At 51.2% G+C, this 15,252-nt stretch carries 15 protein-coding genes and 1 riboswitch; of the genes, 12 read left to right on the forward strand and 3 right to left on the reverse strand.

The features are described from left to right. Positions 1 to 47 precede the first annotated feature (47 nt). The gene (locus tag ASG81_RS06705) at positions 48 to 2,417 is read left to right on the forward strand and encodes an S-layer homology domain-containing protein (RefSeq protein WP_056630867.1); all 2,370 of its coding nucleotides are present in this window, start codon (positions 48 to 50) and stop codon (positions 2,415 to 2,417) included. Positions 2,418 to 2,586: 169 nt separating this feature from the next. On the opposite strand, the gene ASG81_RS31865 is transcribed toward ASG81_RS06705, so the two are convergent. Next, complete coding sequence (locus ASG81_RS31865) at positions 2,587 to 2,730, reverse strand: hypothetical protein (protein ID WP_200961441.1); 144 nt, start codon at positions 2,728 to 2,730, stop codon at positions 2,587 to 2,589. Positions 2,731 to 2,970: 240 nt separating this feature from the next. On the opposite strand from ASG81_RS31865, the gene ychF reads away from it, so the two are divergent. The 4 genes from ychF (at position 2,971) to ASG81_RS30635 (ending at position 6,990) form a co-directional block, all read left to right on the forward strand. After that, positions 2,971 to 4,071, forward strand: a complete 1,101-nt coding sequence (gene ychF / locus ASG81_RS06710; RefSeq protein ID WP_056630870.1) for a redox-regulated ATPase YchF — start codon at positions 2,971 to 2,973, stop codon at positions 4,069 to 4,071. A 250-nt stretch (positions 4,072 to 4,321) separates the two neighbouring features. Then, the gene (gene prfA / locus ASG81_RS06715) at positions 4,322 to 5,392 is read left to right on the forward strand and encodes a peptide chain release factor 1 (protein ID WP_056630872.1); all 1,071 of its coding nucleotides are present in this window, start codon (positions 4,322 to 4,324) and stop codon (positions 5,390 to 5,392) included. 215 nt (positions 5,393 to 5,607) lie between these two features. Next, on the forward strand, positions 5,608 to 6,579 hold the full coding sequence (gene prmC, locus ASG81_RS06720; RefSeq protein ID WP_056630874.1) for a peptide chain release factor N(5)-glutamine methyltransferase: 972 nt from the start codon (positions 5,608 to 5,610) through the stop codon (positions 6,577 to 6,579). Positions 6,580 to 6,834: 255 nt separating this feature from the next. Continuing rightward, positions 6,835 to 6,990 carry a hypothetical protein gene (locus ASG81_RS30635; protein WP_155971281.1) on the forward strand — a complete coding sequence of 52 codons (156 nt, stop codon included), beginning with the start codon at positions 6,835 to 6,837 and terminating at the stop codon, positions 6,988 to 6,990. Between the two features lie 135 nt (positions 6,991 to 7,125). On the opposite strand, the gene ASG81_RS06725 is transcribed toward ASG81_RS30635, so the two are convergent. Then, positions 7,126 to 7,563 carry a carboxymuconolactone decarboxylase family protein gene (locus ASG81_RS06725; RefSeq protein ID WP_056630878.1) on the reverse strand — a complete coding sequence of 146 codons (438 nt, stop codon included), beginning with the start codon at positions 7,561 to 7,563 and terminating at the stop codon, positions 7,126 to 7,128. Between the two features lie 136 nt (positions 7,564 to 7,699). Next, positions 7,700 to 8,572 carry an RNA polymerase sigma factor SigJ gene (sigJ, locus tag ASG81_RS06730; RefSeq protein ID WP_056630881.1) on the reverse strand — a complete coding sequence of 291 codons (873 nt, stop codon included), beginning with the start codon at positions 8,570 to 8,572 and terminating at the stop codon, positions 7,700 to 7,702. A gap of 244 nt (positions 8,573 to 8,816) precedes the next feature. Here sigJ and spoIIR point away from each other — a divergent pair, with 244 nt between their 5' ends. The 7 genes from spoIIR (at position 8,817) to glyA (ending at position 14,970) form a co-directional block, all read left to right on the forward strand. Then, positions 8,817 to 9,581, forward strand: a complete 765-nt coding sequence (gene spoIIR / locus ASG81_RS06735; RefSeq protein WP_081417178.1) for a stage II sporulation protein R — start codon at positions 8,817 to 8,819, stop codon at positions 9,579 to 9,581. A 295-nt stretch (positions 9,582 to 9,876) separates the two neighbouring features. Continuing rightward, on the forward strand, positions 9,877 to 10,938 hold the full coding sequence (locus ASG81_RS06740) for an L-threonylcarbamoyladenylate synthase (RefSeq protein WP_056630884.1): 1,062 nt from the start codon (positions 9,877 to 9,879) through the stop codon (positions 10,936 to 10,938). A gap of 95 nt (positions 10,939 to 11,033) precedes the next feature. Further along, positions 11,034 to 11,594 carry a manganese efflux pump MntP gene (locus ASG81_RS06745; RefSeq protein ID WP_235548761.1) on the forward strand — a complete coding sequence of 187 codons (561 nt, stop codon included), beginning with the start codon at positions 11,034 to 11,036 and terminating at the stop codon, positions 11,592 to 11,594. A 142-nt stretch (positions 11,595 to 11,736) separates the two neighbouring features. Next, entirely contained in the window at positions 11,737 to 12,315 is a 579-nt protein-coding gene (locus ASG81_RS06750; RefSeq protein WP_056630887.1) for a low molecular weight protein arginine phosphatase, read from the forward strand. Positions 12,316 to 12,386: 71 nt separating this feature from the next. Then, positions 12,387 to 12,468, forward strand: a riboswitch (ZMP/ZTP riboswitch). 99 nt (positions 12,469 to 12,567) lie between these two features. Next, positions 12,568 to 13,026, forward strand: a complete 459-nt coding sequence (gene rpiB / locus ASG81_RS06755; protein ID WP_056630890.1) for a ribose 5-phosphate isomerase B — start codon at positions 12,568 to 12,570, stop codon at positions 13,024 to 13,026. A 15-nt stretch (positions 13,027 to 13,041) separates the two neighbouring features. Continuing rightward, complete coding sequence (locus tag ASG81_RS06760) at positions 13,042 to 13,647, forward strand: TIGR01440 family protein (RefSeq protein ID WP_056630893.1); 606 nt, start codon at positions 13,042 to 13,044, stop codon at positions 13,645 to 13,647. A 75-nt stretch (positions 13,648 to 13,722) separates the two neighbouring features. Next, the gene (glyA, locus tag ASG81_RS06765; protein WP_056630898.1) at positions 13,723 to 14,970 is read left to right on the forward strand and encodes a serine hydroxymethyltransferase; all 1,248 of its coding nucleotides are present in this window, start codon (positions 13,723 to 13,725) and stop codon (positions 14,968 to 14,970) included. Positions 14,971 to 15,252: the final 282 nt, after the last annotated feature.

Here is a 15,252-nt window from a genome sequence, read left to right on the forward strand (position 1 = left end):
GTCTAGTTTATGAATAAATTGGAAAAGCATTGGAGGGTGAATTAGTGATGAGAAATAATCGAAAGAGGCTTGCGTTCATGCTGTCGGCAGCGATGCTGATGAGCGTAATGCCGGCATCGGCATTTGCCGAAAGCGTTAACAAGCCTGCCGGGACGAATGCGGCGGCCGTGCCTGGGGGAGAACAGATGGATGAAGCGCTGGAAGCTCCCGTTGATGTAGCCATAACGAAGGAGAAGGCGGAGGCGCTGGCCAGGAAGCTGGTGAGCATACCGAAGGAGTATGTGCTGCAAGGAGCCAATCTTTCTATGGAAATGCTGGCTGGCGGAAAACGCAACGCCTGGGGACTCGAGTTCGTGAAGAAAGTAAACGGCAAGTATTTGGGCACCATTTACGTTCGTATTCATGCGGATAATGGACAGCTGCTCGAATTTAACTCTTATACCGATAATCCATCTGCCAAACCGACATACCCGCTTAAGGTTGAACGTGATGCCGCGCAGCAAATCGCACTCCAATTCATCCAGAAGATAGCTGCCGATTACAAAGAGCAAATCCAGTACAATCCGGATTACGGGGTACAGCTGCTGCCGCCGCTGACAGGCGAAGTGCTGCACTCGCTGCGTTATGACCGTCTCGTACAGGATATTCCATATGTGGATAACTATATAGAAATTGATGTTGATAGCGAGGGTCATATCCGGCGGTTTTCCCTGCAGTGGGATGATACGATCCGCTTCCCGAAGGTAGATGCGAAGCTAACGGCAGAACAGGCAAATGCCAAGCTTCGTGCAGCGGCGGCGCCGCAGCTTACGTATATCTTGCCTTACAATATGCAGGGGAAAAGAAAGCCGCTTCTAAGCTATGAGCTGCAGCCCTTGGCCATTGATGCGGTTACGGGCGAGTTGAAGGAGCAATCGAATTTTTCGTATTACAGAGTAGGCACGGTCTCGGATACGCCTGTGACCGAGAAGCCGTTAGGCGAGGCGCCTAAGGCAGGTACAGTGACGGAGAAGCAAGCGGTGGATGCGGTGAAGGCGGCTTTTAAGCTGCCTGCCGGAGCGGAGCTGAACAACTCGAATTACAGCGAAAATATGAACGAGAGTATAGGAGCGACTGAAGCGTATTGGTCTTTGAACTGGACGATCAAGGAGGACGGCAAGGAGATTGGATCCGCTTCGGGCACAGTGGACGGGCGCACAGGAGTTGTCCGTAGTTTTTATGCCTATGCGTATAACGTGCAGGATCAGTCAGGAAGCCCGAATGTGACGCTAGAGCAAGCATCGGCGCTCGCGGTGGAAGCTGTGAAAAAGCATTTGCCATGGCTGACTCATGAACTGTATTTCGTTAAGCCGGATCCGAAGCAGTTTGAGGGGCTTAGCGTAGGCGAGAACCGCCAATATTATTTCAGCTTTGTGCACAAAATTCATGGCGCAACGGTCGAGTATGACAGCATCAACGTAGCCATCGATACGCGTACAGGGGAGATTGTCAATTATGATGCTTACTTAGCGGGCTTTGATTATCCGGCTAAGGCGCCGGCTTTAATCGAGAAGGAGAAAGCAGTCGACAGCTGGTTGACGTATTACCGCACGCAGCTTACGTATCGCCTGGTTCAGCAGATTTCATGGAACGGACAGCCGATTCCGATCGAGAAATATAAAGTCATGCTTGCAGCAGGCGAAATAAAGGGCGACGAGGTTAAATCGACTTCGGAAGCCGAGCTTGTCTACCGGCTGGTGCCGAGGCTGATCGATGAGTCGGTGTTTCTTGACGCAGAGACCGGCAGCTGGCGCAACCGGGAAACGGGCGAAGCGACGCAGCTTGAGAAGCCGAAGGCTCAGGATATCGAAGGACACTGGGCACAGCGTCAGCTGGAGTTGATGGTTGCTTATAAAGCGCTTGATGTAAAAAATGGCAAGGTGCGTCCAAACGAACTGGTCACGCGCGGCGAATTGATCAAAATGCTGGTGCTCGCCAGAAACAGCGGACGTTCGCCGAGTATGTATTACGGGGGTAATCAAGCTGAGATGAAAGCTTCCTTTAATGATGTTGCAGCGGATTCCAGTTATTTCGTCTACGTAGAAGCCGCACTGGAGCAAAATCTGATCGATGTTGGCGACGGCTCCTTTAATCCAAGCGGCAAAGTATCGCGCGACGAAATGGCCGAGCTGGTCGTGCGCGCGCTTGGCTATAATGCGCTGGCGAATTACGATCATATTTTTAAAGCATCATTTAAGGATTCGGCGCAAATCGAGAACAAAGGGCAGGCGGCGATTGTCGTCGGTCTAAAAATCATGACTCTGGCTGACGGCAAGTTTCTGCCTAAGAAGCAGGTGACGCGAGGCGAAGCGTCGGCTGCCTTCTTCCGCTATTTGCAATCGCGCGCCGAGCTGCAGGAAGCTCCCCTTCGGATGTAGCGAGTGCAGCGGATAGAGGTATGCTTTTTAGAATTAATTCAGGTTTTCAGATGAACGATTTAAAACAGGGCATTTAAGTCTGTAAAATCAACTTAAATGCCCTGTTTTTCTGGAATAACTCGGATTAGTTGGATCAAATCCACTTAAACGGTTGTTCGTTGGTCGGCAGCTAATCCGTTTTCTTCTTTTTGGAGCTAAAGTTCGTTACGGACTTCGCATCCTCGATCGTATCATTGACGAATGCCATATCCTGATTCTTCGGTTTCATATGAGTTGTCCCTTTGTAATTTCCTTTGTGCGACTGATTTTCCATAAGGTCACCTCCTCGCAAGCTTGCGCTACAGTAGTATTTCCGCAGCCGGGTAAATCATTCTCAAATATAGCAAGGCGGGTTTCTCAGTCTGCGGCTAATTGCCCGAATCCTAAAGAGTACATTCCCTATAAAGCCTGTTTAAAGTGGCTGCTGTTAGCCGTTGGCACTTTCAATGTAGGTGACGCTGGGGTATAATAGCTGAAGTTGTTTACTTTCGGGAAAATAGGGGTGTCTTATAGCATGGCATTGAAAGCAGGAATAGTGGGTTTGCCCAACGTCGGCAAATCGACATTGTTTAACGCGATTACGCAAGCTGGAGCAGAATCTGCCAATTATCCATTTTGTACGATAGATCCGAACGTTGGCGTTGTTGAGGTGCCGGACGAGCGCTTGAACAAGCTGGTTGAGCTTGTCGTGCCTAAGAGCATTGTTCCAACAGCGTTTGAGTTTGTTGATATTGCCGGCCTCGTAGCAGGCGCGAGCAAAGGGGAAGGACTCGGCAACAAGTTTTTGGCGCATATCCGTGAGGTTGATGCGATTGTCCATGTTGTCCGCTGCTTCCAGGACGACAATATTACGCATGTATCCGGTAAGGTTGATCCGATCAGCGATATCCAAACGATTAATTTGGAGCTTATTTTGGCAGATATTGATTCTGTTGAGAAGAAGATCGAACGCTCGCGTAAAAACTTAAAGGGCGGCGACAAGAAGGTTGCCCAAGAAATCGAAGTGCTTGAGCGTATCAAGGAAGCTCTTTACAATGATAAGCCTGCCCGCAGCCTGGAGCTAAGCGAGGACGAGAAGCTGCTCGTTCGCGATCTGCACTTGCTGACGATGAAGACCGTATTGTACGCCGCGAACGTGAGCGAGGACGAGGTTTCAAATTCAGACGGCAATGAGTATGTTCAACGGGTTCGCGAATTCGCGGCCGAAGAAGGCGCGGAAGTGGTGCCGATCAGCGCGAAGGTTGAAGCTGAAATTGCTGAGCTTGAGGGCGAGGACAAGGAGATGTTCCTTGAAGAGCTGGGCATGTCGGAATCCGGCTTAAACCGTCTGATTAGCGCAGCGTATAAATTGCTTGGACTGTATACCTACTTTACGGCAGGCGTGCAAGAGGTTCGCGCATGGACCATTCGCAGCGGAACGAAAGCGCCGCAAGCAGCAGGCGTCATTCATACGGACTTCGAACGCGGATTCATCCGTGCCGAGGTTGTTTCCTTTACCGATCTGGCAGCTGCCGGCTCGATGGTAGCGGCACGTGAGAAAGGTCAGGTTCGTCTTGAGGGCAAGGAATACGTTGTTCGTGACGGAGACGTTATCCATTTCCGTTTTAACGTGTAAATAGATTGGGAATAATATGGCCCTGTAAGTGCTGCATTGCGCTTATGGGGTTTTTGGCTTACGGGAAGTAACAAAAGGCAATCGACGGGCATATGTAAGGCAGAAAGGTGAATGATTATGGCTTTGAGCGGAAGAAGTTCAAAGTTTGGGCGTGTTTACCGTATTGTTAATCCAAACCAGCAGTCGATAGAAACCCGTTGATATGGTATAATGAACATTATCCTAATGGAATAAACAGAGGTGAATGATCGTGTTTGACCGTTTACAGGCACTCGCAGACCGGTACGAGAAGCTAAGTGAGCTATTGTGTGATCCAAATGTATCCAGTGATCCCAAGCGGCTTAGAGAGCTATCCAAGGAGCAGTCAGATTTACAAGAGGCGTATGATGCCTTTATGGAATATAAACAAGTTACCGAGCAGCTAGAAGATGCTAAGCTGATGCAGGCAGAGAAGCTCGATGACGAAATGCGCGAAATGGTAAAGATGGAAATAGACGAGTTAAGCAAGCGCCAAGCGGAGCTTGACGAGAAGATTCGCATCGTATTGCTGCCGAAGGATCCGAACGACGATAAGAACGTTATCGTCGAAATTCGCGGCGCTGCAGGCGGCGATGAAGCAGCTTTGTTCGCTTATGAGCTGTACCGCATGTATACGAAGTTTGCAGATGCGCAAGGCTGGCGCGTTGAGCTGATGGATTTCAGCGAGAATGATCTTGGCGGTTTTAAAGAGGTTATTTTCATGGTTACGGGCAAAGGCGCTTACAGCAAGCTGAAGTTCGAAAGCGGCGCGCATCGCGTTCAGCGTATTCCAGTAACGGAATCCGGCGGACGTATTCATACCTCGACTTCGACGGTTGCCGTTATGCCGGAGGTTGAAGATGTAGAGGTTGAAATTCTCGACAAGGATATTCGTGTTGATACATTCTGCTCCAGCGGAGCGGGCGGCCAATCCGTTAATACCACGAAATCCGCGGTACGCGTCTTACACGTTCCGACGGGCATCATGGCAACTTGTCAGGATGGCAAATCACAGAATGAGAATAAGGCGAAGGCGCTCGCAGTGCTTCGTGCCCGTATTTCCGATGTTCGCCGCCAAGAGGAAGAAGCGAAATATGCTGGCGAGCGGAAGAGCAAGGTCGGAACGGGAGACCGCAGCGAACGGATTCGTACGTACAATTTCCCGCAAAGCCGTGTAACGGATCACCGTATCGGATTGACGCTGCATAAGCTGGATTCGGTTATGAACGGCGATCTATCGGAGGTTATCTCGTCGCTTACGATTGCGGAGCAAGCTGATCTTATGGAACGTGAAATGGCTTAACAAAAGTTACGCTGGGCCGCTGGATGCTTACGATAAGCAAACAGCCGTCCGGCGTTTTGTTAAAATATAAGAATTTATAAGTTTCACATTTATAAATAAGCTTATATTTCACCGCGAAACGAGCTGTTGCCTCCCGGTGACAGCTGTTTACGCTTGTGATTTGGACAATGAACGCAAGTGTACGCATGCGGTTTTTCTGAAGGAGCATTGAAGGAATGGACGAAATAAAGAGCATGCAATGGTTTGCGCTGCCGTTAACGATACGTGAGGCGAGCGTGCGCGCCGCTTCCCTGTTGAAGGCGGAAGCGGTAGAGGAGCCCCGCAATAACGCTGAGCTGCTGCTTATGCATCTGCTAGGCATTGACCGGGCTGCGCTGCTGCGCGACGGAGGAGATCCGTTTCCAGCGGATAAGCTTGCTGAATGGGAATCGCTCGTGTGCCGTAAGGCGCTTGGAGAGCCGGTCCAATACATGATTGGCGAGCAATGGTTCTATGGCCGGCCGTTTGCCGTCTCGCCGGCGGTGCTCATTCCTCGTCCCGAGACGGAGCTGCTCGTTGAAGCCGTGCTTGAGGCAGCCGATCTGATCTGGCCTGCTGCGGCGAGCGGGCGGGCGGGCGCAGAGGAGAAGCAGGCGCCGACGGTCGTTGACATCGGCACAGGCAGTGGCGCCATCGCCGTGACGCTAGCTGCGCAGCGTCCCTCGTGGCGCGTTAGCGCGTCCGATCTATCGCCGGAATCGCTGGCAGTCGCCCGCTCGAACGCGGTCCGCCATGAGGCGGCGGACCGGATGGCATTCGTGCAGGGCGACCTGCTCATGCCCTTCATATCCGGGCATGAGCCAAACAACCTGCCGCACGAAATGCTGCGCATAGACGTGCTTGTATCCAACCCGCCGTACATTCCGTCGGCGGATATGCCGGGCCTGCAGCGCGAGGTGCGCGACTATGAGCCGCATCTAGCGCTGGAAGGCGGGGCGGACGGCTTAGATCCGTACCGCCGCATGCTGGAGCAGCTTCCGATGCTCGCGCAGATGCCCCGCATCGTCGCCTTCGAGCTCGGCATGGGCCAGCCCCGCATCGTTGCAGACCTGCTGCGTTGTATGGGCCACTGGGATGACATCCGCATCATTAACGACTACGCCGGAATCGAACGTCACGTCATCGCAACGCAGCCGCAGCCGCGGTGAGATATTTTTCGCAAAAAAAGGATGCTGCCGAAAGTTTCATTTCGGCAGCATCCTTTTCGTTTACATTTATGATTAGACTTGCTGTGCCGCGAGCGCCAATGCATTCTATCCTTAGAAAACTTAAGTGGTCTTGTACCGCTAGTTACATAAAGGCCGATTGACGTATATTTGAGTTCATGGAGACGGATATGCAGCAAATCGTCTCTGCCCCAAATATGAAGCTAACCTCACTCTGCGTGCTTGCATGAAGCCATCGTGCTTGAGTTGCTATTGCCAACTGGCTGTTGGCAAGCTGCTTCTGATGAAATAGAGAAAATATTTTTCTCTATTTTCCCAAAACCAACCCAAACAGCAGAAATAGAGAAAGTTTATTTCTCTATTCCAGTCAAAAGCGAACCAAATGCCTATTAACGCGCCGATTCTGATTAAATAGAGAAAATGTTTTTCTCTATTTTCCCCAACTAACCCAAACAGCAAGAATAGAGAAACTTTATTTTTCTATTCCACTCAAAAGCGAATCAAATGCCCTTAACACGCCGCTTCCCCTTACTCTGGCATCATGTTCGTGCTAATCGCAATACGGTTCCAGGCATTGATTGTGATGATCGCCATAATGATCTCGCCTACCTGCTTGCTGTCGAAATGGCGGGCAGCTTCATCGTACACCGCGTCGGGCACATGCTCCTTCGTAATGACTGTGACAGACTCCGTCAGGGCAAGCACCGCTCTCTCCGCCGGCGTGAAGAAAGGCGTATCGCGCCAAGCGCTCAAAGCATATATCCGCTGCTCGGTTTCGCCTAACGCTCTTGCGTCTTTGGTGTGCATGTCAATGCAGTAGGCACAGCCATTTATTTGCGACGCGCGAATTTTAATCAATTCCTTCAGCTGTTTGCTGATGCTGGTGGTGTCCAAAAATTTTTCAAGTCCGATCATCGCTTGATAAGCGGCGGGTATTTCTTTGATTACAGCGGTTCTTTGTGTCATGGTTTTCATTCTCCTCTACGATCCGATTTGTTGGCCTCAGAGGGCCCATACGAGTGACTTCATTATCTAAGACAAAGTACCGTATCCGGTTGTGACAGGAGTTCCATGTTTAAGAAAAATATTTTCGCCGATGTGTTTAATCGAGCTCGACATGCTTCAGCTTGTCGGGGTTCAACATGATGAAAATCCGCTGGGCCCTCTGCCGTGACTCGTCAAGCTGGAAGCTGATGACACTTCTCGGCATGCCATCCTTAATGATGACGATGCCGGCTTGTCCGTTGACAACGGCTATTTGTTGGTCATCGCCAAGGAAGTTTTTCGGAATAACGCCCTGCAAAAAAGCCATGACGCGAGCTCTGCTGATGATAGCGAAAACAGCCGCGCGCATCTTGCCGCCGCCATCGGAAATAAGAACGGCTTCTTCGGTTAAAAGCGTAATCAGCTTGTTGAAATTTCCTGAGGCAGCAGCCTCCATAAAGGCGGCCACGAACGGTTCGGCTGTGACCGAGTTTACCGGAAGCGGGCTTCTATCCTGCTGCAGCTTGTCCTTGGCCCGGCTAAAAATTTTACGGCAGTTGGCTTCTGTTTTTTGCAAGCACGCCGCTATTTCCCCGTATTCATACTGCAGCGATTCCCTGAGAATGAATACAGCCCTCTCGACCGCCGACAGCTTCTCCAGCATGACAAGCAGGGCATAGGAGATCGACTCATGCTCTGCATAAAGCTCCGCCGGGTCCTGCCGGATAGAGCTTACGTCAGGCTCGGGGAGCCATTCTCCAATATATACCTCTCTCCGCTTGCGCGCCGATTGGCTGAGATTGAGTGAACGATTGGTTATCATCCGTATTAAATACGCTTTTTCATTGTTGATGTTATGGGGGTCGAGCCGGCTAAAATCCGCAAATACATCCTGAACCAGGTCCTCGGCCTCGCTGTAGGAGCCCAGCATCCGGTAAGCGATCGAATGGAGCAGCGGCCGATATGCCGTATAGGCTTCATCAAAATCCATTTATGCATCCGTCCTTATCATGTGCAAAATAGAGATGATTCTTATTTAGCTTTTATTGTTACTGACGTTATTATAACCTGCCAGGCGGCTGAGCTGAACAGTCTAAACGGGTTTACATTTTTACGCTTGAAAATAGATAGATTGCTAGGTTTATATATTCCCTTAGACGGACATAATGACGGATAGATACGTTCCGGAACGCAAGCAGACGCACTGACGGGTGCGACGAGAGGAGCTTGTGTGTATGTCCAGCCATTATTCCATTCATTCTTATTCCAATATTTCGAAATCCGCTCATTCTAATTCGGTTAGTTCTAATCGGTTTGTTTACCGTAAATCATACGGCTTTATTGTATTTGCACTTATCATCTTAATTATGAGCTGGGAATCCCAGCAGATGGACGCGGCGGTCGCAGGCGGCCAAATTCCGCAGGAAGCGATTCGTCTCCGTATTTTAGCAAACTCCGATAATCCCGCCGACCAAGTCGTGAAGCGTCTGGTGCGGGATGAGATCGTTAAAGCGATGAACGGCTGGGCTATGGCTCCTCAGACGATTGAGGAAGCGCGCCAGACGATTATCGCCCATATGCCCGAGATTGAACGGGTTACAGCGCAGGTGCTCGAGAGCCGCGGCTTTAAATACGGTTCCTCCGCAGAGCTTAGCATGGTGCCATTCCCGACGAAAATGTACGGCAATGAAGTTTATCCTGCCGGCGACTATGAAGCTCTCCGCATCACGCTTGGCGAAGGCGGGGGACAAAATTGGTGGTGCGTGCTGTTCCCGCCGCTTTGCTTCATTGACGCTGCAAGCGGCGAAGCGTCGGCAGCATCCTCCACTGAAACAGCGCAGACGGCAATGGCGAAGGCTGATGCTAAACCGGAGAAGGCAGCCGCTCTGCAAGCTGCTCCGGCGGATGCGCCTTCCGAGGGTGTAGCGCCTGAAGCGAAATTTTTCCTCTGGGAAATGATTAAATCCCTTATTGATTGGATTAAATCGTTGTTTGCATAAGGAACGGCGGCTGTCTCAAGAGGTCTAAAAACCTGAGAGACAGCCATTTTTTGTTTTTAGATTTGTGCAAGCGTATTAACTCTATTTTGTAAAAGTAATCGGTCTTTTTCAGAAGCTGCTCTCCCAATAAACTGTATAATTAAGCAAAATCAAATGAAAAGGCCGCTATAGTGAAAAGAGCCCCTGCAGCCATTTGGCTGCTGAGATGTCCAGTTTCTGCTCGTTTCCGGGTGCGTATGCTATAATAGCAGAAGAATGGACAATTTAATTTTAGGGCAAGGATTGAAGGATAGAGATGACGATAACAAACGTATGGCGCGTGAAGCAGGCGGGCGGTGAACAGCTTGGCTCGAAGCTTTCGGAGGCTGCAAGGCAGCTAAGGGAGGGCGGTCTTATTGCTTTCCCGACGGAGACGGTTTACGGGCTTGGGGCGGATGCCCGGAGCACAGCGGCTGTCGGGCGGATATTTGCAGCAAAGGGACGTCCTTCGGACAATCCGCTAATTGTGCATATTGCGCACCGCAAGCAGCTGGATGAACTGGTGCTGCCGTATCCGCAGCTTGCAGCGGCGCTTATGGACCGCTTTTGGCCGGGACCGCTCACGATCGTGCTGCCTGTTCGTGCTGGGGCGCTTTCGCCGCTCGTAACGGCAGGACTGTCTACTGTGGGCATTCGGATGCCGGACCATAGAACGGCGCTTGCGCTGCTCGTGCAAGCGGGCTGCCCGGTTGCCGCTCCGAGCGCGAATCGCTCGGGCAGGCCAAGCCCCACGCTGGCGGAGCATGTGCTGGAGGATTTGGATGGGCGAATCGATGGCGTTGTCGATGACGGACCGACAGGCGTCGGCTTGGAATCGACCGTGATCGAGCTGGATGGCGATTACGGGATTCGTATACTGCGTCCCGGTGGGATTACGCTTGAGGCGCTGCAGCAAGCGGCGCCAGGCGCAGCAATCGACAGCGCTTCGTTAGAGGAACCGGAAGCGGCGCCGCGTTCTCCAGGTATGAAATATACGCATTATGCGCCGCAAGGGGAGCTGGAGCTCGTACAGGGTGATCCTGAAGCCGTCGCGGCTTATATTCAAGGGCAAGTGGAAGCTGCGCGAATGCGCGGCGAGGTTACTGGTGTGCTCGCCTTCGAAGAGCGGCTTGCCCGCTACGAGGCAGACTGTGTATTGTCGCTGGGCAGCGAGGCGGATCTCGGTGCAGCCGCACATCTTCTGTATGCGGCTCTGCGTGAATTTGACGGGGCTGGCGCACAGCGCATTTGGGCGGAGGCTAGCAGCGGGCAGGGCATTGGCGCCGCTCTGATGAACCGGCTGGCGAAGGCGGCAGGCAACCGAATCATTCGCGTATAGGAGTAGCCAACAGGCTTGAAACAGCAATAGTATGTTTGTCCTCATGTCCGCATATGTTTGGTAGAGAATACTTGCGGACATGGGGGAGATTGGCTGTGGTTGACGCACAGGTACATGCCGGGCAATTTTTAACGCTGTTCATCATAGCGATGGCGCTCGGTCTGGATGCTTTTTCGCTTGGAATCGGGATTGGGCTGAAAGGTGTTCGTCTGGTAGATATTTTGAAGCTCGGCATCGTTATCGCGTTGTTTCATGTTATAATGCCGCTGGCAGGCATATATACCGGGCAGTATGTAAGCGGCTTGCTCGGAGATGTGGCAACGACCGCAGCCGGCTTGCTGCTGGTGCTGCTCGGAGGACATATGATTTACAGCTCGCTGCGCGGAGAAGCGGTACAATCCTTTGACCACCGGTCTTTATGGGGTCTGCTGGTGCTTTCGATTAGCGTTAGCATTGATTCTTTCTCGGTAGGCATAACGCTCGGGATGTTTGCGGTCAATATGTGGACGACGATTTTGCTGATTGGTTTTTTTGGCGGACTAATGTCGGTGCTTGGCTTGATGCTCGGGCGTAAAGTAAGCGGTAATTTCGGAGAATATGGCGAAGCCATTGGCGGAGGGATTTTGTTCATCTTCGGCATTTTGTTTATTTTTTGAAATATAAGAATTTATTAGTTTCACATTTTATAATTAAGCTTATATTTCACCGCGAAACGAGCTATTGCCGTCAAAGGACGCGACAGCCGTTTACGCTTAATCGACAGACAGCTTTGATTAGGGGAAAAAAGGAGTTGGCAGTGTGAAACGTATTTTATTTGTTTGTACAGGCAATACGTGCCGCTCGCCGATGGCGGAGGCTATGCTGCGCCGGATGGCTGCTCTGAGAGGCATTACGGTTGCCGTGCGCTCAGCGGGCATATCCACCATCGATGGTTTGCCGGTCTCGGCACATGCCGTAGAGACGCTTAGACAACGGGACATTGCGCATAACAGCACTTCGCTGGCGCTGACGGGCGAGGCAGTCGGCTGGGCTGATATTATATTGACGATGACGGCAAACCACAAGCGGGGACTGCTGCAATGGCATCCTGAGGCGGTAGACAAAACCTATACGCTGAAGGAATACGCGAATCAGGATGCCCGAATACTCGCTGATATCGAAGAGCTGGAGCGGCTTTATTCGGAGCTTCATATGAAGCAGGCTCTTGGACAACAGCTGACTGCGGGAGAAAGAAGCCGGCTGCTTGAGCTGGAGCGCCGTATTCCAAGCTTCGACATCGTTGATCCGTTCGGAGGCTCGCTCTCCATTTACAACAGCAGCGCGAATGAAATCGAGGATGCGCTCGTGAAGCTGCTGGACAAGCTTGCAAAAAGATAATGGCGCGTTTGCCCGCATCAAATTAGATTGATTTTTCATGCCGCTTCGGCTATTATGAAAATACATAATACGGTTTCCGATGTAACTGGCGACGGAAGTGGGTTAACCACGGTGGAGCATCGGAATATACGGCCGGTCGCCTGGGCAAAGAGCAGCATGCTAATAAGCATGTCTTGCTCTTTTTTTCGTCTTTTTTCGCAAAAACAGGTATACTAGCACTGTGAAGTTTCATTTCGAAGGAGGTCTTTTACGTTGAAAATTGCAATTGGTGCCGATCATGCAGGTTACCGTTTGAAGGATGAGGTTGTACCGTTTCTTCAATCGCTGGGTCATGAAATTGAAGATGTCGGTTGCAGCTGCGACCAATCGGTTGATTATCCGGACTATGCATTACCCGTGTGCGACCTTGTTACGAGTGGCAAAGCAGAGCGCGGTATTTTGATTTGCGGAACGGGTATTGGGATGTCGATTGCGGCTAATAAGGTGCGGGGCATCCGCTGTGCTTTAGTGAGTGATATGTTCTCGGCCAAAGCAACCCGCGAGCATAACGATACGAACGTATTGGCGCTTGGGGAACGTGTTATCGGCCCTGGAATGGCTCTGGAAATTATTCGCATTTGGCTTGAAACGCCTTTCTCAAATGGAGAGCGTCATGTCGGCCGGGTAAATAAAGTGATGCAAATTGAAGAACCATATATAAGCCAGTCCTAATTAGGGGGCATCGCAATGAGCGAAAACGATAACGTAAAGCCGGGAGTCATTGCTGGTCAGGTAGAGACGATTGTTCGAGAGCTGGTCTCAGCAGGCGGGCTTGTCAGGGGTCAACTGCTTGTCATTGGTGTAAGTACTAGTGAGGTGCTCGGGCATCGCATCGGTACGGCGGGAACGACTGGGACAGCTGCGCAGATTTACGAAGGCGTTGAGGCTGTCCGAAGCGAAGCCGGCTTCATTCCGGTGTATCAATGCTGCGAGCATTTGAATCGCGCGCTCGTTATCGAACGGGCTGCTGCCGAGCGTTACGGGCTGGACATCGTGAGTGCGGTTCCCGTTCCGAAAGCGGGCGGGTCGATGGCGGCTTTTGCCTATCGTCAGCTGAAGAAGCCATGTTTGGCAGAAGCTGTGCAAGCGCACGCCGGCATCGATATCGGCGATACGTTTATCGGCATGCATTTGAAGCAGGTAGCTGTTCCGGTGCGTCCGTCAATCCGCAGTATTGGCGAAGCTCACGTTACGATGGCCGTTACGAGACCAAAGCTCATAGGCGGTTCCCGTGCGGTGTATAATCTGGAAACGAATATAAAGGCAGAGCAGTCTGCCGGAGCATGCGAGTAGTTAAGCCATGAGCTGTAATCATTTGATTAGCCCATTTTAAATAAAGGCTTTCTAAACTTAAGGAGGAATTTTGAGATGGAAAATTTACGCAAACAAGATCCGGAAGTATTAAAAGCGCTAGGTCTTGAGCTTGGTCGTCAACGCGACAACATCGAGCTTATCGCATCGGAGAACATCGTTAGCGAAGCAGTATTAGAAGCTATGGGAAGCGTACTTACGAATAAATATGCAGAAGGCTACCCAAGCAAACGTTTCTACGGCGGCTGCGAGCATGTGGATATCGTTGAGGATATCGCCCGCAACCGTGCAAAAGAGCTATTCGGCGCTGAGCATGCGAACGTGCAGCCTCACTCCGGCGCGCAAGCGAACATGGCCGTTTACCTTGCAGCTTTGCAGCCTGGCGACACGGTTCTCGGTATGAACCTGGCGCATGGCGGTCACTTGACGCACGGCAGCCCGGTTAACGCATCAGGCTTGCTTTACAATTTCGTTGCATACGGCGTGCAAGAGGATTCCTTCACAATCGACTATGAAGAAGTTCGCAAGCTTGCCTTCAAACACCGTCCTCGTTTGATCGTGGCTGGCGCAAGTGCATACCCGCGCACGATCGATTTCGAAAAGCTTGGTAAAATTGCCAATGACATAGGCGCTTTGTTTATGGTTGATATGGCTCACATCGCAGGTTTGGTAGCTGCGGGCCTGCACCCGAGCCCGGTACCGCATGCGCATTTCGTAACGACAACAACGCACAAAACGCTTCGCGGTCCTCGCGGCGGTATGATCCTTTGTCGTCAGCCTTGGGCGGCGGCAATCGATAAAGCGGTATTCCCAGGCTCGCAAGGCGGACCTTTGATGCATATTATTGCCGCAAAAGCAGTAGCTTTCGGCGAAGCGCTTAAACCGGAATTCAAGCAATACGCGACAAAAGTCGTCCAAAACGCGAAAGTTCTTTCCGAAGAGCTTATTGCAAAAGGCTTCAACATCGTTTCAGGCGGTACAGACAACCACTTGATGCTGCTCGACACGCGCAGTCTGAACATTACAGGAAAAGTGGCAGAGCATGTGCTTGATGAAGTGGGTATCACGGTTAACAAAAACGCGATTCCATTCGATCCGACAAGCCCGTTCGTAACATCCGGCATTCGTATTGGTACGCCGGCAGCGACGGCTCGCGGCATGGACGAAAAAGCGATGAAGGTTATTGCTGAGGTTATCGCGCTGGTGCTTAACAGCCCGCAAGATCAAGAAGTGCTTGCGAAAGCTCGAGGTATGGTTCGCGATCTTACTGCGCAATACCCGCTTTACCCGGGCATGACTTACTAATCGGTTTTTTCCTTATAAAGACCTATTCGGCGCTTTAGTGCCGGATAGGTCTTTTTGCTTGAGGCGAGGAAAGGGCATTTTGCCGCTTGTTACTATGCGTCTGTAAGATGAATGAAGATTCATTTAAAAAGTGGATAAAGCTGTGGATAAACTGTGGATGATTGTGGATAAAGCAATACTTGGTTATATCTAACATAGAAATCGTGGAATTGTACCCTGTTAGAGGATGCTGTACACTGGAGATATTCTGTTTGGCTTTTTTATGATTAATATCACGAGGCG

Origin of the sequence: Paenibacillus sp. Soil522, from assembly GCF_001428245.1 — a bacterium.
In the GTDB taxonomy this organism is placed as follows: domain Bacteria; phylum Bacillota; class Bacilli; order Paenibacillales; family Paenibacillaceae; genus Pristimantibacillus.